This is a genomic window from Collinsella sp. AF39-11AT, from assembly GCF_003474585.1.
Classification (GTDB): Bacteria; Actinomycetota; Coriobacteriia; order Coriobacteriales; family Coriobacteriaceae; genus Collinsella.
In genome coordinates this window covers 23,010-41,248 of sequence record NZ_QROG01000022.1, presented here as the reverse complement: position 1 = coordinate 41,248, position 18,239 = coordinate 23,010, and the positions used below count along the sequence as shown (strand labels likewise).

Here is an 18,239-nt window from a genome sequence, read left to right as displayed (position 1 = left end):
GAAGAAGGGGGAGGCCTCGCGGCCTCCCCCTTTTTTGCGTTTACGGGGCGTGAATGACTCAATTACACCAGACGATCTTGTTGTTTTCGGTATTGAGCCTTTATTTAAAGAAAATAAATCGTATAACAAGGGCAACTGCTATGGCCGCAATGATCATAAGCAGGATTGTCAGCTGATGCTGCTTGCGTCGTTTACTTGACGAAACGAAGATTGATTTTCCCTGTTTTGGAGTCTCGAGATAGCGAGCCGAATGCGTCAAGGTTTGCTTGGGTCGAGGCCCTCTTTGTTGATGAGCGGCGGATGCTTTCATCGGCTCATCACTAACTGCACTGTTTTTAGATAATGGTGCGTCTTTCAGATATACAGGGTCTCCCGAGGCAACGCCCATATGTTTACGTCCCGTTTGGGCTTCTTCGAGCGTTTGATATCGGTTTCTTGTCACATATTTGGGCTCTGGGCCATTGATGGGCTCTTGCGAGATGTGGGGGCGATGGAATCGAATCGGTTGCGGGCTGGATGCTTCGTCCTGCTCCGGCATAAACGTGTTGTCCTGTTTTTGATCGTCCATGATGCCCTTAGCTCGTCATCAATATCGTGTATGCGCCCATTGTAAGCCAGCCGTCTAGTTTTGATGGGATTGCATACATTATTTAAGCCTTCGTGCAAATTCCGTTTATTAGACAAAACCTTAGTCAACCAGACTTAGATATGCTTATATCAATAGACTCAAAAAACTTTATAGTCGATGTATATATAAGAAGCGGCTGGGCATATATAACAGCGTCAAAAGAAGTCCCAGTCACCTAGAAGATGACTCGGCAGTCCTTAAAAGGAGTGGTAAACATGGCAAGCATGGTTCCTTATCGTTCGGTTTTTGGCGTTCGTCCTTCTGCTAGCTCGCTGTTCGATTTGTTTGATGATATGACCGATCTTGCAAACAACTCGATTGCTTCCAAGGCGTTCCCCGTTGATGTCGAGGACAAGGGCGATGGTTATGAGGTCAAGGCCTATCTGACCGGCGTCGCTAAGGATGATATCGACGTTGAGCTTAACGAGGGTCGCCTGTCGATTAGCGTGAACGTTGTGGAGGACGAGGAGAACGAGGGCAAGAACTTCCTGCAGAAGGAGTTTAGCTCGTACAGCGCGACGCGCGGCGTGTATCTGAAGGACGCTTCGAGCGAGGGCCTTTCGGCTAAGTATGCTGACGGCATCCTGACCGTTACGGTTCCCAAGATTGTCGAGAAGAAGAACGTTACGAAGATCTCCATCGACTAACGATGGCTCTGCTTCAACCGAGAGTATGAGTTAAGGGGGGCTGGGAAGTGATTCCCAGCCCCCCCTTGTTGTCTTGAGGGGCTATTGAATGGTTGTCGGTTGATACTGGCTTGCAGGGCGTATCGAGAGCTTCCGTGGCCCTTGAAGACGGGTGGCAGAACTGCCGAGTTCATCATCGAGACTTGCATCAAGCGCGTTGGCATAGCTTTTGACGGTAAGGCTTGGACGATTATTGTCCTGGCTGATATGCATGGCGATGAGCTGTTCGGTGCGATCGGTAACAAGTTCGCGCGCGGCTTCGGCGGCCTGGTTGTTGGAGAGGTGCCCCTTTGTGGACAGGATGCGCTCCTGAAGAAAGCGGGGGTACGCTCCTTCGCGCAACATAGTTACATCGTGGTTACTTTCGAGCGCGAGAACTCGACAGTCTTTGAGGATGCCTATGGCCTTGCTCGATAACTCTCCGGTGTCGGTGGCAAACCCAATGGAATCATCGAGAGCATTAAATCGATAGCCGACAGGATTGATGACATCGTGCGATGTTGAGTAGGTTTGCACGTGGATGCCGGCAATGGGGAGCGTGTCGCCGGGGTCAAATTCCTCTACGGGCAGGTGCGCGAGGTTTTCTTTGCATGAAAGGGTGTCCCTGCTGGCAAAGAGGGGACCATGCCAGTGCTTGCACCATACATCGAGCCCCTTGATATGGTCACCATGCTCATGGGTGATTACAAGAGAGGCGACGTCGTCTGCCGAGAGGCCAAGCTCCGCCATGCGTTTAAGTGTCTCGCGGCGGGACAGGCCGTTGTCGATCATGATGAGCCCCTGAGGCCCCTCGACGAGTGCGCAGTTGCCTTTTGAGCCGCTGCCGAGGATATGAAGGTGCAGGCGAGACATAAGATTCCAAAGGATACAATGAGTGCGGACGAATAGAGGAGGAAGCGAATGCCAACGGTATCTCAGCACTATGGACATCATGCCGCGCCGAGGACGGATAAGAGCGCCCTGGCAACGCGGCGGGCCGCTGCCCCCGTAGTGCTCATGGTATCAGGCGGTGCGGACTCGACGGCGCTGCTCCTTATGGCTTGCACATCAAAGCTGGATATCCAAGACGGGCGCGGCGTCGCTCCCATTGCGCGCGAGCGATTGCACGTGCTGCATGTAAACCATCATCTGCGCGGGGAGGCATCCGATGGCGACGAGGCCTTTGTACGTGACCTGTGCGCGCAATACGGCTTGCCGCTGTGTGTTGAGCATGCCTATTTTGATGACGAATCGGGCAATATCGAGGCTGCGGCTCGCGAGGTGCGCTATGCCGCGGCACGGAGATATGTTCGCGAACTTTGTGCTGAATCGGGCGCACCGCGGACGGCGGCTCGTATCTGTACCGCGCATACTTCGTCGGACCGCGCGGAAACATTTTTGATGAATGCCATTAAAGGGTCGGGTCCCGCGGGTCTATCGAGCATTCCGCGCCGTCGGAACATTGTGGTTCGCCCCTTGCTCGACCTCACGCACGATGAGCTCGTGAGCTATCTGCAGGTGCACGGTCAGCCATGGCGGGAAGATGAAAGCAACGAGGACGTTTCGTACCTGCGCAACTATGTACGCCATCGGGTGATGCCGGTGGTGGCACGGCGCAACGCGAGCGTCTGTAAGACGATTGGCGCCGCTTGCGAAATTCTGGGCGACGAAGACGCCTTTCTTTCCCAGCTTTCGGCACAGGCGTTTCGAAGCTGCCTGCGCAAGGAAGCGGCGGGCGCACTGGTGCTCGATGCGCGCCGTCTTGCCGCCGCTGAGGTTGTGATTGCACGGCGTATCGTGCGGTTGGCGATTAAGCGCATCGATCCCGACGCGCGACCGGAGATGCGGCACGTGGAGCGCGTGCTCGCCTGCGTCGCTGCGGGCTCGGGCTCGGTTACGCTTCCTGCGGGAATTGATGCCCGTGTGGAGTTTGGCATGCTGGCGTTCAAGGCCCCGGCGGCGCGCGAGGGTTTAGTGGCCGATTGGATCTCCGTTCCCGGTTGTCTGCCGCTGGGGGCGGGGCATATGCTGACAGCGGAGCCGATGGCTGTGGAGCCGGGGTGCGATATCGTGCACCGTGCCCGCGAGCTTGCTGCTGCCGGAAAGGTTGCGGCCTTGGTGGATGCGGCGGCCCTGGGGTTTGCCGACCGCGATGGCGAGCGGATGTTAGCCGGCTCGCGCGGGGAGATCCCCACCGAGGCACGATCGGCGCGCCTGTGGGTGGATAGCCCTGTGCCGGGAGACGTGATGTGCCCGTTGGGGATGAACGGCCGAAGCAAGAAAGTGTCAGACCTGTTAAACGAGGCGCGCATTCCTGTTTCAGACCGCTCTGGCGTACCCGTGGTAAGAACGGCTCCGGGAGGTGCCGTAGTATGGGTCGCGGGCGTTCGCGCGGACGAGCGTTTTAAGTGCACGGCGGCGACGCGCGTGGCCTATCTGCTTCGCGTGGTCGATGCGGAATAGCGCTTCGCGCCAGCTATTCTGTGCGACGTTGACGGTATTCCCGCGCTGATGGCGCACGTGCTGGTAAATATACCCCGTGCGCTGCTAGAATGTGTAGTTCGCGTCCATGCGGCGGTGCGTGGGCGATAAGCACAAGAAAGGGTTGTCATGGCTTCTCAACATCCGGATATCGAGAAGGTTCTGTTTACGCAGGAGGATATCGACGGTATCGTCTCTCGCCTAGGCGAGCAGATTACTCGCGACTACGCGGGTAAGGATCTGGTGCTGATTGCGGTCCTGCGCGGCGCCGTGGTCTTTATGGGCGACCTGATGCGCAAGATCGAGCTGCCGACCAACATCGATTTCATGGCTGTTTCGAGCTATGGCGACGGTGTGAAGTCCTCGGGCATCGTGCGTATCATTAAGGACCTGGATATCGACATCCGCGGTCGCGACGTGCTGATCGTCGAGGACATTCTGGACTCGGGCCTGACGCTCAAGTATCTGATGAAGAACCTCGAGAGCCGCAAGCCCGCCTCGCTGGAGGTTGCCGCCTTCCTGTGGAAGGACGTTGAGGACCGTACCTCGGCCGTCACGCCCAAGTATGTTGGAACCCATTGCCCCGATGCCTTTGTGGTGGGCTACGGCCTCGACTATGCCGAGCGCTATCGTAACCTTCCGTATCTGGGCATTTTGAAACCGGAGGTTTATTCGTAAGATGCCCGACGACCGTAACGATAACAATTCTCAGACTCCCCGGGAGCCTAAGATCCCGGGGATGCCCGGAGGCAAGAAGCCCACGCGTACGGGCTGGCTGTATTTTATTTTGGCTTGCGCGCTTCTGGGCTACGCCTTCTTTAACATGGGCTCCGGCTTTGCCAATTCCAGCAATACCGTAAAGCTCGCGACGAGCGAGATGGTCAACGCCATTAAGCAGGATCGCGTCGAAGATTTGACCTATACGGTTCAAGACGGAAGCGTGGCGGGTCATTACTGGAAGACGAAAAAGGACAAGGGCGACACGAGCGAGCTCAAGAGCTTCTCCTCGACCTATGTCGGCTCCGATTCGCTTGCCGAGCTTATGGCGGAGCACCCCGATACCAAGTACATCGTCAACACCAATGACCCCGATTTTTGGGGCGACTTGGCGATGAGTGTGCTGCCGACGATCGCCCTGATTGCCATCATGTTCTACTTTATGCGCCAGATGATGGGTGCCAACAACAGGAACATGCAGTTTGGCAAGACCAACGCCAAGACCAACGAGGCCACGCGCCCCAAGGTTAAGTTCGAGGACGTTGCCGGCGTGGACGAGGCAGTCGAGGAGCTCGAGGAGATCCGTGACTTTTTGAGCGATCCGGATCGCTATCGCAAGCTGGGCGCCAAGATCCCGCGTGGCGTGTTGCTGGTGGGCCCTCCGGGCACCGGTAAAACGCTGCTGGCCAAGGCCGTTGCCGGCGAGGCGGGCGTGCCGTTCTTTAGCATCTCGGGTTCTGACTTTGTCGAGATGTTCGTGGGTGTCGGCGCCAGCCGCGTGCGTGACCTCTTTAAGGAGGCCAAGTCCCAGGCCCCGTCGATCATCTTCATCGATGAGATTGATGCCGTGGGACGTCAGCGCGGAGCCGGTCTGGGCGGCGGTCACGACGAGCGCGAGCAGACGCTCAACCAGCTGCTGGTCGAGATGGACGGTTTTGAGGAGAGCGAGTCGGTCATCCTGATCGCTGCCACCAACCGCCCCGACATTCTGGATCCGGCACTGCTGCGTCCCGGCCGTTTTGACCGTCAGGTCACGGTCGACCGTCCGGACGTAAAGGGCCGCGAGCAGATCTTGCGCGTGCATGCCGAGAACAAGCCGATGGACGAGGACGTGAAGTTCGAGAAGCTCGCCCAGATGACCGTTGGCTTTACTGGTGCCGATTTGGCGAACCTGCTCAACGAGTCTGCGTTGCTGGCCGCTCGCCGTCATCGTTCCGTGATCTCGATGGACGAGGTCGAGGAGTCGATGGAGCGCGTGATTGCCGGACCGCAACGCAAGGGTCGCGTGATGACCGAGGCCGAGCGCACCACGATTGCCTACCATGAGAGCGGTCACGCTTTGGTGGGCCACATCCTGGAGCACTCCGATCCGGTTCATAAGATCTCGATCGTCAGCCGCGGTCAGGCCCTGGGCTACACACTGCAGCTTCCGCAGGAGGATCACTTCCTCAAGACCAAGAACGAGATGCTCGACGAGCTCGCCGTGTTCTTGGGCGGTCGCGTTGCCGAGGAGCTCATGTGCGACGACATCACGTCGGGCGCGAGCAACGATCTGGAGCGCGCGACCAAGATGGCGCGCGAGATGGTCACGCGCCTGGGCATGAGCGAGGAACTGGGTACGCAAGTGTTTGGTGAGGCGCAGCATCAGGTATTCCTTGGTCGCGATTACGCCGATCACCAGGATTACTCCGAGGAGACGGCGCGCCGCATCGATATCGAGGTTCAGCGCATTATGCGTGAGGCCCATCGTCGTGCGGTCGAGATCCTGGACGCCCGTCGCGATCAGCTCGATCTGATGGCGAAGGTGCTGCTTGAGCGCGAGACTGTCGAGGGCGATGCCGTGAATGCCCTGCTCGATAACGAGTGGGACGCCTACCTTGAGCGCGAGGGCGATATCCTGGCGGCCAAGGAGGAGCGCAATGCCAAGGCGGCTGGCATGCCGACCAAGAAGCGTGCGCCTCGTATGAGCGAGGAGGAGCTGGCGGCTGATGCCGCGGCCTTTGCGCAGGCGGCCATGCAGGAGGATGCCGAAGCCGCATCCGATGATGCTGATGATGACCATGCCGTCGTCGATGCCGACGCCGACAAATAGCCTTTGTGGCGAAAGTCTCCGCGGGGAAACCTGCGGAGGCTTTTTCTTTTGAGCGATATGGGGCCGTCTGTTGATTGGGGACAGACTTAAATGAGCGTTTTCACGCATTTAAGTCTGTCCCCAATCAACATTGCTGCGGCACTTTGCTCAGCTAAAGCGTACAATAGCGCCTATGCGAAAGGGGAACAGATGATCAACGAAACTATGTATGCTCGCGGTGCGGAAAGCTCCATCATCCGTGAGATCTTTGGCTATGGCCTTGAGCGCAAGGCACAGATCGGTGCAGAGAACGTATTCGACTTCTCGCTGGGCAACCCGAGTGTTCCGGCGCCCGCTACTGTGGCTGAGTCCATTAAGAAGGCCTTGGAGCTGCCGAGTGACCAGCTGCACGGCTACACCCCCGCTCCGGGTCTGCCGCAATGTCGAGCAGCCGTCGCCGAATCGCTCAACCGCCGCTTTGGAACGAACTATGAGGGCAAAGACGTCTTTATGACGGTGGGTGCCGCGGCTTCGCTCACCTGCACGCTCAACGCCGTTACGAACCCGGGCGACGAGGTTATTGTTATCGCCCCATACTTTCCGGAGTATCGTGTGTGGATTGAGAAGGCCGGCTGTACGTGTGTCGAGGCGCTCGCCGATGAAGATACGTTCCAGCTGAGCGTGGATAACGTGCTCAAGGCGATTACCGATAAGACCGCTGCCGTCATTATCGACTCACCCAACAACCCGACCGGTGCCGTATATACACGCGACACGCTGACGCGACTGGCCAATGTTCTGCGCGAGGCCAACGCTCAGCGCGATTCCGAGAATCCGATTATGCTCATCTCTGATGAGCCGTATCGCGAGATTGTCTATGGCGCCGAGGTGCCTTGGGTGCCTTCGATCTACGAGCACACCATCGTGTGCTACTCGTATTCCAAGTCGCTTTCGCTACCGGGCGAGCGCGTCGGGTGGATCCTGGTTCCCAATACGAATCCTCAGGCAGCTCGTCTAATGCCCGCCGTTGCCGGTGCCGCCCGTACGCTGGGCTTCGTGTGTGCACCGGCCCTCTTCCAGCGTGTAATCATCGACTGCATTGATGAACCGAGCGATGTCGAGGCCTATGCGCGCAACCGCACCGCGCTTACCGATGCACTAGCGGAGTACGGCTACACCTATGTTGAGCCGGATGGCGCGTTCTACCTATGGGTGAAAGCGCTGGAGTCCGATGCGAATGCGTTCTGTGAGCGCGCGAAGAAGTATGAGCTGCTCGCGGTGCCTTCGGATAGCTTTGGCATGCCGGGCTGGTTCCGCCTGGGCTACTGCGTGAGCTATGAGACAATCGTCAACTCGCTGCCTGCCTGGAAGCAGCTGGCCGACGAATATCGTCGAAAGTAAAGCGCTCTGCTTACAATGTTTTACGTGAAACGGGGTTTGGTTTTAAGCCAGACCCCGTTGTCTATGCCGTTGTGTGATTGGGATGAAGCAGTTTTACGACTGCCGAAAGCTATGCGTACAATGAATATACGCGACGGCCATACTGGACAAGGAGACCCGATGCCCTACCTTCTTTCTTGTGATATTCATACTCATACGATGTTCTCTGCGCATGCGTACTCAACCATCGAGGAGAACATCTATTGGGCGGCGGAACGCGGCCTTCAGGTGCTCGGTTCCGCCGATCATTTAAGCTCGATGGTTACGCCTTGTCCCAATGACCTGCGCAGTTTCCAATTCTTTATTAACCAGGATATCTGGCCGCGCATTTGGAGCGGCGTGCTGGTGCTGCGTGGTGCCGAGGCTGATATCGTTTCGCTGGACGGCAGCTTGTTTGGCGAAGACATTCCCGTTTCGCTCGATATCGCCGGCGATTCGTATAGTCGTGAGCATTCGCTGTTCGATTTGGTGACGCGTAATTTGGATTATTTGGTGGCAAGCGTGCATAACCCGCAGTTTGCCGAAGGCGCGACGCTCGCCCAAACGACCCAGATGTACATCAATGCCCTGGAGCACCCCAAGGTGTTCATGCTTGGGCATGCGGGGCGCTCGGGCGTGCCGTTCGATATCGATGAGGTGCTGTTGGCGGCCAAGGCCAAGCACAAGATCATCGAGATCAACAACCATAGTCTTGAACACGGTGTCGACACTGAGCATTGGGCCGTATGCCGCAAGATCGCCGAGCGCTGCGCCGAGCTGGGCGTGGGTATTGGCGTGTCGACCGATGCCCACATTGGCATGGCCATTGGCAAGCTCGATCACGCGCGCAAGATGCTCGACGAGATTCACTTCCCGCTGGATTTGATCGTGACGCGCGACCGCGAGACACTGCTGCGCGAGATGGCGGCAGCCGGCGTGTGTGACCTGCGCAAGGGGATGTAGCGGAGTTCATAAACCAAGCGAAGGGGGCGGTCCAGACGGGCCGCCCCCTTTCTTGTCCCGAAAATCTACCGGGGTGGATTAGCGGCGCTCGAGGACCGCTACGGTTTCGGTGTGGTCGGTATGGGGGAACATGTCGACGGGCGTGATCTTGAGCAGGCGATAGCCTCCGTCGAGGAGCTGGTGCAGGTCGCGCTCTTGGGTCACGGGGTTGCAGCTGATATAGGTGATGCGGCGCGGCTTGAGTGCGCAGGCGGCTTCGAGGAACTCGGGGGTGGAGCCGGCGCGCGGCGGGTCGATGGAAAGGACATCGATCCGCTCGTTGTTGTCGGCGGCATCTAGGATGTAGTCGGTGGCGTCGTCGGCCATAAACCAAGTGCTGCGGGTGAGGCCGTTGAGCTCGGCATTGCGACGTGCGTCGGCAATGCCCGCCGGGTTGCGCTCCACGCCGAGCAGCATAATGCCGATGCCCTTGTCCTGGACATCCTTCGCGGCGCACAGGCCGATGGTTCCGCTGCCGCAGTAAGCGTCCATAAGAATGTCACCCTGCTGCAGGTCCATGCCGTCAATGGCAAGTCGATAGAGCAGCTCGGTTTGCTGCGGATTGGTCTGATAGAACGCGGTAGGGGAGATGTCGAATTCACAACCGAGCAGCTGGTCGCGCATGCATTCGGCGCCATAGACGATACGGGTCTCCTCGCTCAAGATGGCATTTCCGGGGCGACCGTTGATGTTCTGAGCGACGGTGACGATATGCGGATCAAGCGCCGCGACGGCTTCAAAGAACTCCTGCGCATGCGGCAGGTCGCGTTGAGCGGTCACGAGGGTGACCATAATCTGGTCGGTGCGCCAGCCGCAGCGAACGACGGCATAGCGAAGCAGCCCCAGATGCTTGTCTTCGTTAAAGGCGGGAATATGCAGCCGCTCAGCTTCGCGCGCGATGCCGTTGAGAATCTGACGAGCGCCCGGCGCCTCGACAGGGCATTCAGGAACAGCAACGATTCTGTGTGTCCCACGTTCAAAAAAGCCGCAGCGGACAGCGCCCCCTTTGCCGGGAGCAAACGGAGTGGCAGCCTTATGACGAAAACCACGCGGCGCAGGATATTTGCCCGGGTCTCCCAGGGTGACTCCCATACCGCGAATGGGGTCGACGCTAATGCCCTCGCGCTCGCAGAGCTCAGCAAACAGCTCCTCCATAGCAGCCTGCTTGGCCGCCAACTGCTTCTTATAAGGACGATTGAGTGCCGTACACCCACCACAAGTTTTCATGATGGAACAAGGAGACTTGGGGTCCGTGGCCTTACGCACGGATGGAACCGAATCATTATGCGGACGCTTGGAACGAGTCCGAGGTGCTTTGTCCCCGCCCCGACGAGAGTCAGAACGCTTGGTCTTAGCCCTGCTCTTGGTCGATTTGCTTTTTGCAGCTTTAGAAGACTTGGATTTCGTGGAAGATTTCTCCTCCGACCCCTCAGCTGCCTCGATCAAAGCACGACGAGCCTTACGCTCCGCACGAGATTCTGCCATCAATAACTCCACTAATTCATGAATTAAAGCTGCAAGTATTGTACCGTGCCAAGCCAGCAGACGATATACAAGCGGTTTATTCGTGTCAGTGATAAGCCCAACGACGGTTGCCCGCCGCGTGAGGGGTGTGGGGGTTAAGTTTATCGCGAGTTCCGCACGAACAGGAGGCCACTTAATGTGGCCTCCGTCGTGAGCAGGACTGTAGAGCAGGAAACTTAACCCCCACACCCCTCACGCGGCGGGCAAACTCGCCTTGTGCTCTATCACGCTAAAGTGTATGATTCTGAACGTTACATGATTCACTTTACTTAACTAAAGTGCCATCAAGGGGGAATACCATGAATGCCGATATGTCTCGTCGTCAGTTTGTTGGTCTAGCCGGCTCACTCGCTACGGTTCTAGGCCTTGGCCTGGTTGGCTGTGGCGGTGCCGATAAGGGCTCTGCTGCCGGATCTACCGCAGCAAAGGATGTGAAGGGCGCCGCCGAGTCCAAGAAGCTCGTGGTGGGTTTTGACAAGTCCTATCCTCCGTACGGCTTTGTGGGCGATGACGGCGAGTACACGGGCTTTGACCTCGACCTTGCCAAGGCCGTTGCCGATAAGCAGGGCTGGGAAGTCGATTACGAGGCCATCGATTGGGATGCCAAGGACACGCTGCTCAACTCCGGCGCCATCAACTGCATCTGGAACGGCTTTACCATGGAGGGTCGCGAGGACGACTACACGTTCTCCGAGCCGTACATGCTCAACGAGCAGGTGCTGGTGGTAAAGAAGGATGCGGGCATCAAGAGCTGGGACGATCTTGCCGGCAAGACCGTGATTACCCAGACCGATTCCGCTGCGCAGGATGTGCTCGAGGGTGACCAGAAGGATCTGGCGGCGACTTTTGCCACGCTCGACACGATCGGCGAGTACAACACGGCCTTTATGCAGCTCGAGAGCGGCGCGGTCGATGCCGTGGCTTGCGACCTTTCGATTGCCCAGTATCAGCTTGCCGCCAAGCCCGATGCTTATACGCAGCTCGACAAGCCGCTGTCCAGCGAGCACTACGCCGTCGGCTTTAAGAAGGGCGACACCAAGTCCGCCGATGCCGTGACCGAGTCGCTCAAGGCGCTCTATGAGGACGGCACGGTCAAGGACCTGTGCGATAAGTACGCAAGCTACGGCCTATCCTTCGACAACTGGGTTCTCAAATAGCGGCTTTCCCAGGCACCCGATTTTGCCGCTCAAACCGTCGCTTGCGTACATTTAGTACGCGGCGCTCCTCTTTCACGGCAAACTCGAGCACCTGGAAAACCCGCTTTAGCATTGGGTTCGCTGTTCCGTTACTGTGAAAGAGAGCTTGGGTTGTCTATTCAGGTCATGATGCAGATGCTTGGCCAGGGATTCTTGGTCAGTTTGCAGCTGTTTGTGCTGACGCTGCTGGGGTCGATTCCGCTGGGAATCCCCGTGGCGTTTATGCGCATGAGCAAAATTGCGCCGCTCCGCTGGATTGCGCGCATCTACATTTCGGTCATGCGCGGTACGCCGCTCATGCTGCAGATGTTTGCCATCTACTTTGCCCCGTACTACGTGTTTGGCATTTCGCTCACGCCCGATTCCAAGTGGACGGCGTGCGTCGTGGCGTTCATCATCAACTACGCCGGTTACTTTGCCGAGATCTATCGCTCGGGCTTGCAGTCCATTCCGCGCGGTCAATACGAGGCTGCCGAGGTGCTGGGCTATTCGCGCGTGCAGACGTTTCTGTATATCGTGATGCCGCAGGTCGCCAAGCGTATTCTGCCGGCGATGGGCAACGAGATCATCACGCTGGTCAAGGACACGTCGCTGGCGTTTGCCATTGGCGTGGGCGAGATGTTCTCGACGGCCAAGGCGCTGGTTGCCTCGCAAGTGAGCATGGTGCCGTTTGCGATTGCGGCGCTGATTTACTGGGTCTTTAACTTTGTGGTCGAGATGCTGCTGGGTGCCGCCGAGAAAAAATTGGATTACTACCATGACTAGATCGTTCCGCCGTTCTAACGAACGGCGGACTGCTCGACGCTGCGCGCGTGCCTGACGGCCAATCTGCTCCTCAAGCCGTCGCTTGCGTACAGAAGTACGCGGCGCTCCTCTTTCGGAGCACATTGTCTCGCCAGTCACACGCTCGCTGACTTTTTAAACACATGGAGGTTCCCGTGTCCGGAACGGTAATGAATATATTGAACGCGCGTAAGGCGTTTGGCGGCAATGAGGTGCTCAAGGATATTTCGCTCGAGGTGAAACGCGGCGAGGTCGTGGCGATTATCGGGCCTTCGGGCGGCGGTAAGTCCACGCTGCTGCGCTGTGCCACGCTGCTCGAGACGCTCGATGGTGGCTCGCTTTCGTTTGGCGACCTTGCGGTTGCGACGGATGCGGGATCGGGTGCGGTCTATGCGAAGGGAGATGTTCCCAAGCAAGCGCGTTCGCGTTTTGGTCTGGTGTTCCAGAACTACAATTTGTTCCCGCACTATACCGTGATGAAAAATATCACCGATGCGCCGATCCGCGTGCTTAAGCGTCCGCGCGAGCAGGCGGAAGCCCGCGCTCACGAGCTGATTGCGCAAATGGGGCTGACGGGCAACGAGAACAAGGTGCCGTGTGAGCTTTCGGGCGGTCAGCAGCAGCGCGTGAGCATTGCCCGCGCCCTGGCACTTGATCCGGAAATCTTATTCTTTGATGAGCCGACCTCGGCGCTCGATCCCGAGCTGACGGCCGAGGTGCTGCGCGTCATCAAGGACCTGGCGGCGCAGAATATGACGATGGTAATCGTGACCCACGCGATGCAGTTTGCGCGCGATGTTGCCGACCGCGTGGTCTTTATGGACGGTGGTCGTATTGTCGAGGAAGGTCCTGCCGAGCAGGTCATCGACCATCCTCGCGAGCAGCGTACCCGTGAGTTCTTGAGCCGTATCGAGGGGTAGGCTCAGCTATTTACTCAATTATTAATTGAGGTGATGCCGCCACAGGTCTTACGGCCTGGGGTGGCATTTTATTTGCATCGACGGGGTCCAATAATCGCCTCGCATGCGTTCTCCTTCCTCTCGCCGCCCGTATCCATACGTGCGCCGAAAGGTGTGCATGGACAGTCACCTGTGAGGGTAGGGTGGTGGCATAGGACATTTGGAGGGTGAGTCGGCTCGGCTGCCGACCATGCTGCTCCCGGGACGGCACCGACCGCGAACTCTCCCCGTTGGCGTCGCGCATTGCGCGCGACCCTGCAAGGAGGTCATCATGGGTGCTCCCAAGACCGGCAATGTAAGGAACGTGGTGCTCGTAGGCCAAGGCGGGGTGGGCAAGACTTCACTCGCCGAGGCCATGCTCCACCTTTCCGGCAAGACCGCCCGCCTGGGCGGCCACGACGGCACCAAGCCTACGCTCGACTATGACCCCGAAGAGGTCAAGCGTGCATTTTCCATCTCGACGACCATTGCGCCGATCGACTGGAAGGGCGCGCGCATCAATGTGCTCGATGCCCCGTGCTATCCCGATTTTATCGGCGACGCCTTTGCCGCGATGAGCGTCTGCGAGACGGCTCTGTTTGTGGTCGACGCCGAGGCCGGCCCGCAGCCTACGACGGTTAAGCTCTGGTATGCCGCCGAGGACCTGCGCCTGGCGCGTGCGGTGTTCGTAAACCGCCTGTCGCGCTCCGAAGCCAGCTTTGCGACCACGATGGACCTGCTGCAGGAGCGCTTTGGCACGCGCCTGGGCGCCGTGACCCTTCCCTGGGGCGAGGGCGAGGACTTTGACGGCATCATCGACCTGGTGCGCATGAAGGCGCGCCATTGCAACGGCACCGAAGCCGTTGAGTCGGAGATTCCCGAGGAGTATCGTGCCCAGGCCGAGGAGGCCCATGACCATCTGTGCGAGCTGGTGGCCGAGGCCGACGACGAGCTGATGATGAAGTACTTGGAAGGCGAGGAGACGCTGACGCAGGAGGAGCTTGAAGGCCTGTTGTCGAAGGCGATCGCCGAGCGCATCTTTGTGCCGGTCTTTGCGGGCGATTGCATTAAGGAGCAGGGCGTCAACTCACTGATGGATGACATCGCCACATACTTCCCGGCGCCGACCGACTATGGCGAGATGCCGCTCATCGACGGTGATTCGCTTAAGATCTCGAGCGACGATGACCGTCCGGTGGCGTTTGTGTTTAAGACCCTGGCCGATCCGCAGCAGGGCCGCATCAGCTTTATCAAGGTGCTGACGGGCACGCTTGAGCCGGGCATCGAGCTGATCAATGCGCGTACGCGCAAGGGCGAGCGTCTGGCTCACCTGTATGTGATGTGTGGCCGTGACATGACCGAGGTCGGTCACGCTTATGCCGGCGATATCATTGTGGCTCCCAAGCTGGCGGCCGAAACGGGCGATACGCTCTCGATTACCGGCAAGGTCGAGGCTGCGGCGTTTAAGTTCCCCAACTCGCAGTACCGCATCGCCATCGAGGCCGAGAATCGCGGCGACGAGGAGAAGCTCTACACGTTTATCGAGAAGGCTTGTAAGGCCGATCCGACCATGAGCATCGACCGCGACGAGGAGACCGGTCAGACCATCATTTCCGCCGTGGGTGAGGCGCAGGTTTCGGTCCTGCTCAATCGCCTTGAGGACCGCACCAAGGTCGTGGCCAAGAGCGTGCCGATCCGCATTCCGTATCGCGAGACCATCCGCCGCACGGCAAGCGCCCAGGGCCGCCACAAGAAGCAGACCGGCGGTGCCGGTCAGTATGGCGACTGCTGGCTGCGCGTTGAGCCGCTCATTGGGCCCGACGGCACGAGCGATGGCTATGAGTTTGTGGACGAGGTCGTGGGCGGCCGCATTCCGCGCTCACTGATCCCCGCCGTGGACAAGGGTGTCCAGGAGACCATGAAGGACGGCATCATTGCCGGCTACCCGCTTACGGGCATTCGCGTGGCTGTGTACGATGGCTCGTATCACAGCGTCGACTCCAACGAGATGGCGTTCCGCGCGGCGGCTCGCATCGGCCTGCGCAAGGCATGTGCCGATGCCGACCCGGTGGTGCTGGAGCCCATCGAGGAAATCACGGTGACTATCCCCGAGAGTTACGCCGGTGCTGTAATGGGCGACATCTCGGCCTCGCGCGGTCGCGTGACGGGCATGGAAACCGATGAGCGCGGCGATACCGTGGTCATTGCCCAGGCGCCGCTGGCCGAGCTGACGGATTACTCGACGCGTCTGCGCTCTATCACGCGCGGCACGGGCGACTTTACCATGAAGCCTGCAGGCTATGAGCAGGTTCCCTATGACGTTCAGGCCAAGCTGGTCGAGCGCTATGAGGAGGGCCGCGCCAAGTAGCGCGTGGCGTTGCCCGCAACATGCATGCCGATGCAAGGGCCGCTCTGGGCAATCCAGGGCGGCCCTTTTTGATCCCTGGGGGACGGAGGAAAACGGATCATTTTAGGTTTTGGGGCAGCCTGGTCGGCGCTAGTCTCCGGATGTCTGGTTGCGGCCGGTGGCGTAGTCGATCTGCACATGCGGCTGCAGGTTGTAGCAGTACACGTGGAAGCGCAGGGTCTTGCCGTGGTCCTCGACCGATTGCGCCTCAAGGCGCACGCCGCGGCAGACAAGTTCCTCTTCGTTGTACATGGGCGTGACGCGGTAGAGCACATGGTTGCCTGTGTCGTGGATGTAGCCGAGGATCTGCTCTTCAAACGGCAGCATGCCCGTTTCGTTGAGATAGCGCGTGCCGGTGAGCAGATTCTTGCGGTTGGCGTTTTCGCCGCAGAGCGACCAGGCGATAAGGTGGCAGCGGTTGTAGAGGCTCTGACCCGGAATAAAGTCGTAGCGCTGCTGGTGCCACCCGGCGGGATGGATACGCGAGATATCGCCGCGCTTGCCCTGACCGAGCGATTCGGGGCCCACACAGGCGAGCGCTTTGCGGGTGCGGCCCAGGCTGTCGAGTTTGGAGAACTTCTTAAAGCAGCCCTCTTCGGTGGCGCGCTCGTATTCATCGAGCGTGAACGACGGTGTGCCGAGCGGGTGCGTGCTGTCGGCGCGAAGGGCAACGTAGGGGTTGCCGGCGTAGTCGGGAATGCTGCTGAGATATACGCCGCGGGCGCGGTCGAGATCGGGGTTTTCGACCTCGTCGATGGGGGTGACGTTTGAAGAGGCATCGTCAGCGGTGTCGGTCGTGGCGGATTCAGAGCCATCGCCGGAGTCCTGATCATCTTCGGAGTCCGTGGAGCTCGCTGTTCCCGATTCGAGCCGGGCGACCAAGTCCGCTTCGTCGTCGGTGCGGTTGGGGCTCTCGCTTTGCTTCTCGGCCAGAGCAGCCGCCTGCTCATCGCTTTGCGGCGAGAGCAGCTTGGGCGCTCCGTCGAGCGATCCCGTAAACAGCGCAAACCCCAGCACCACGGCGGTGCCGATGGAGAGTACTTGCTTGTAGGCGGACTTGCGCGACATTGAGGCTCCTGGATGGACGGTTGGGAATCTACCAGTCTAGCAGGAGACGCCGCAGACAGTTTTGCCGAACAGATTCTTAAAGATTGGGGAGGCGCGCTATCGGTCCATTTGTCCCAGAAGGGACTGCGATGGTTGGGATGTGCGGGGCTATCCGACGTTTCCCAAGATAAAACCTACCAAAATAAACCAGTCCCCTTTTGGCAGGTCAGTTAACGCAGTTCAGGTTGAGCACGCGCGAGCGAGCAGGTTCCGGGTGCGGCAAGGTGACGTGAAACAAGCGGGCGCTGACCTTTTGGTCGCGCCCGTGCAGTTGAACGTCAGATTGCCGTGCCCGGGGCCTGCGCAGCGCCGAGCGGTTACGCCGTTTGTAAAACGGCGTAACTTAAAGATTCATGTTGCCGTGGATGTAGGGGGCGACCTCGGGGGAGATGTGTCCGCAGCCTAGGTTGCGCAGCGCGGACTCGATGGCGGCGGGAAGCGTGGCCTTGCCCTCGTCGTTGACCGCGGTGCTGCCGAGGGCGGCGATCTTGGCGACGTCTGCCGGCGCGGCCTCGATATGCATGCAGCCGCCGACGAGGCGTGCGCGGACCTGGTCCAGGCCAAGGTCGTGTAGGTAGTCCTCACAGGTGCGGATTACATCGACCTTCTCGCGCGTGAGCTCCTCGCCCGTGGGGACTCGCGTGGCCAGGCAGGCTCCTGCCGGCAGGTTCCAGACGGGGTATCCCCAGGCGCGTAGCAGCTCGCGCTCCTCGTCCTTGGTAAAGCCGACCTCCATAAGCGGCGAGCGCACGCCGAGCTCCTGGGCGGCGCGCATGCCGGGGCGGTAGTCGCCGCGGTCGCTTGCGTTGCTGCCGTCGATGACGGTGGGAAAGCCCAGCGACTTGGCGTGGTTGACGATGGCGGTAAAGCCGGCGCGCTTGCAGTGGTAGCAGCGGTCGGCGTCGTTGCAGGCTACCTGGGGGAGCTGCAGCTGATCGACCGAGAGGTTGAGTACGGGAAGCTTAAAATGCGGCCCCTCATCGGCCTGCCCGTCAACCGCCCGCTCAAACGAAGCCTGCTCGGGCGTGCCGATGAGCGGCGTGGTGAGGTGAACGAGAAGCGTGCTGGCGGGCATGATGCGGGCGCAGACCGCGGCCAAAAAGCTGCTGTCGACGCCACCGGAAAAGCCGATGGCGACGCGTCCGTATGCTAAAAGCAGCTGCTCGAGCGCTGCGAGTTTGTCCTGAAGCCCCTCTGCGGGTGCGGTGGTGTCTGAAAGCATAAGTCGATCCTTGCCGTTGAGTACTCGGTCGAAAACTATAATCCTACCGAGTCGCTTGTCATAAGACTTCTATCTATGT

Annotated in this window: 15 protein-coding genes; 10 read left to right on the top strand and 5 right to left on the bottom strand. The window is 59.2% G+C overall.

The features are described 5' to 3' along the window. Window positions 1-100 precede the first annotated feature (100 nt). Window positions 101-568 carry a hypothetical protein gene (locus tag DW037_RS08560; RefSeq protein WP_117801082.1) on the bottom strand — a complete coding sequence of 156 codons (468 nt, stop codon included), beginning with the start codon at window positions 566-568 and terminating at the stop codon, window positions 101-103. 275 nt (window positions 569-843) lie between these two features. Between DW037_RS08560 and DW037_RS08555 the strand changes: the two genes are divergently transcribed. Continuing rightward, the gene (locus DW037_RS08555) at window positions 844-1,275 is read left to right on the top strand and encodes an Hsp20/alpha crystallin family protein (protein WP_055251783.1); all 432 of its coding nucleotides are present in this window, start codon (window positions 844-846) and stop codon (window positions 1,273-1,275) included. Between the two features lie 81 nt (window positions 1,276-1,356). On the opposite strand, the gene DW037_RS08550 is transcribed toward DW037_RS08555, so the two are convergent. After that, a complete protein-coding gene (locus DW037_RS08550; protein WP_117736951.1) occupies window positions 1,357-2,166 on the bottom strand; it encodes an MBL fold metallo-hydrolase in 810 nt (269 codons plus the stop codon). A 48-nt stretch (window positions 2,167-2,214) separates the two neighbouring features. Between DW037_RS08550 and tilS the strand changes: the two genes are divergently transcribed. From tilS to DW037_RS08525, 5 genes are all read left to right on the top strand, one after another. Further along, complete coding sequence (tilS, locus tag DW037_RS08545) at window positions 2,215-3,756, top strand: tRNA lysidine(34) synthetase TilS (protein WP_199411036.1); 1,542 nt, start codon at window positions 2,215-2,217, stop codon at window positions 3,754-3,756. A 147-nt stretch (window positions 3,757-3,903) separates the two neighbouring features. Then, complete coding sequence (hpt, locus tag DW037_RS08540; protein WP_055251779.1) at window positions 3,904-4,452, top strand: hypoxanthine phosphoribosyltransferase; 549 nt, start codon at window positions 3,904-3,906, stop codon at window positions 4,450-4,452. Between the two features lie 61 nt (window positions 4,453-4,513). After that, on the top strand, window positions 4,514-6,583 hold the full coding sequence (gene ftsH / locus DW037_RS08535; RefSeq protein WP_233542321.1) for an ATP-dependent zinc metalloprotease FtsH: 2,070 nt from the start codon (window positions 4,514-4,516) through the stop codon (window positions 6,581-6,583). A 189-nt stretch (window positions 6,584-6,772) separates the two neighbouring features. Beyond that, the gene (locus tag DW037_RS08530) at window positions 6,773-7,963 is read left to right on the top strand and encodes a pyridoxal phosphate-dependent aminotransferase (protein ID WP_117817853.1); all 1,191 of its coding nucleotides are present in this window, start codon (window positions 6,773-6,775) and stop codon (window positions 7,961-7,963) included. Between the two features lie 159 nt (window positions 7,964-8,122). Continuing rightward, the gene (locus tag DW037_RS08525; protein ID WP_117629855.1) at window positions 8,123-8,944 is read left to right on the top strand and encodes a phosphatase; all 822 of its coding nucleotides are present in this window, start codon (window positions 8,123-8,125) and stop codon (window positions 8,942-8,944) included. Window positions 8,945-9,022: 78 nt separating this feature from the next. Here DW037_RS08525 and rlmD read toward each other — a convergent pair whose 3' ends face one another. Further along, on the bottom strand, window positions 9,023-10,249 hold the full coding sequence (gene rlmD / locus DW037_RS08520) for a 23S rRNA (uracil(1939)-C(5))-methyltransferase RlmD (protein WP_370448135.1): 1,227 nt from the start codon (window positions 10,247-10,249) through the stop codon (window positions 9,023-9,025). 557 nt (window positions 10,250-10,806) lie between these two features. Here rlmD and DW037_RS08515 point away from each other — a divergent pair. The 4 genes from DW037_RS08515 to DW037_RS08500 all read left to right on the top strand — a co-directional run bounded on the left by DW037_RS08515 (window position 10,807) and on the right by DW037_RS08500 (window position 15,792). Next, the gene (locus tag DW037_RS08515) at window positions 10,807-11,664 is read left to right on the top strand and encodes a transporter substrate-binding domain-containing protein (RefSeq protein ID WP_118373178.1); all 858 of its coding nucleotides are present in this window, start codon (window positions 10,807-10,809) and stop codon (window positions 11,662-11,664) included. Window positions 11,665-11,814: 150 nt separating this feature from the next. Further along, the gene (locus DW037_RS08510) at window positions 11,815-12,468 is read left to right on the top strand and encodes an amino acid ABC transporter permease (protein ID WP_006235606.1); all 654 of its coding nucleotides are present in this window, start codon (window positions 11,815-11,817) and stop codon (window positions 12,466-12,468) included. A gap of 188 nt (window positions 12,469-12,656) precedes the next feature. Continuing rightward, the gene (locus DW037_RS08505; RefSeq protein WP_199578359.1) at window positions 12,657-13,406 is read left to right on the top strand and encodes an amino acid ABC transporter ATP-binding protein; all 750 of its coding nucleotides are present in this window, start codon (window positions 12,657-12,659) and stop codon (window positions 13,404-13,406) included. A 310-nt stretch (window positions 13,407-13,716) separates the two neighbouring features. After that, window positions 13,717-15,792 carry a translation factor GTPase family protein gene (locus DW037_RS08500; protein ID WP_118373174.1) on the top strand — a complete coding sequence of 692 codons (2,076 nt, stop codon included), beginning with the start codon at window positions 13,717-13,719 and terminating at the stop codon, window positions 15,790-15,792. A 129-nt stretch (window positions 15,793-15,921) separates the two neighbouring features. Here the strand turns inward: DW037_RS08500 and DW037_RS08495 are convergent, their stop codons facing one another. After that, window positions 15,922-16,899 carry a DNA/RNA non-specific endonuclease gene (locus tag DW037_RS08495; protein ID WP_118373172.1) on the bottom strand — a complete coding sequence of 326 codons (978 nt, stop codon included), beginning with the start codon at window positions 16,897-16,899 and terminating at the stop codon, window positions 15,922-15,924. 382 nt (window positions 16,900-17,281) lie between these two features. Continuing rightward, window positions 17,282-18,160, bottom strand: a complete 879-nt coding sequence (locus DW037_RS08490) for an ATP-dependent sacrificial sulfur transferase LarE (RefSeq protein WP_118373170.1) — start codon at window positions 18,158-18,160, stop codon at window positions 17,282-17,284. Window positions 18,161-18,239 lie beyond the last annotated feature (79 nt).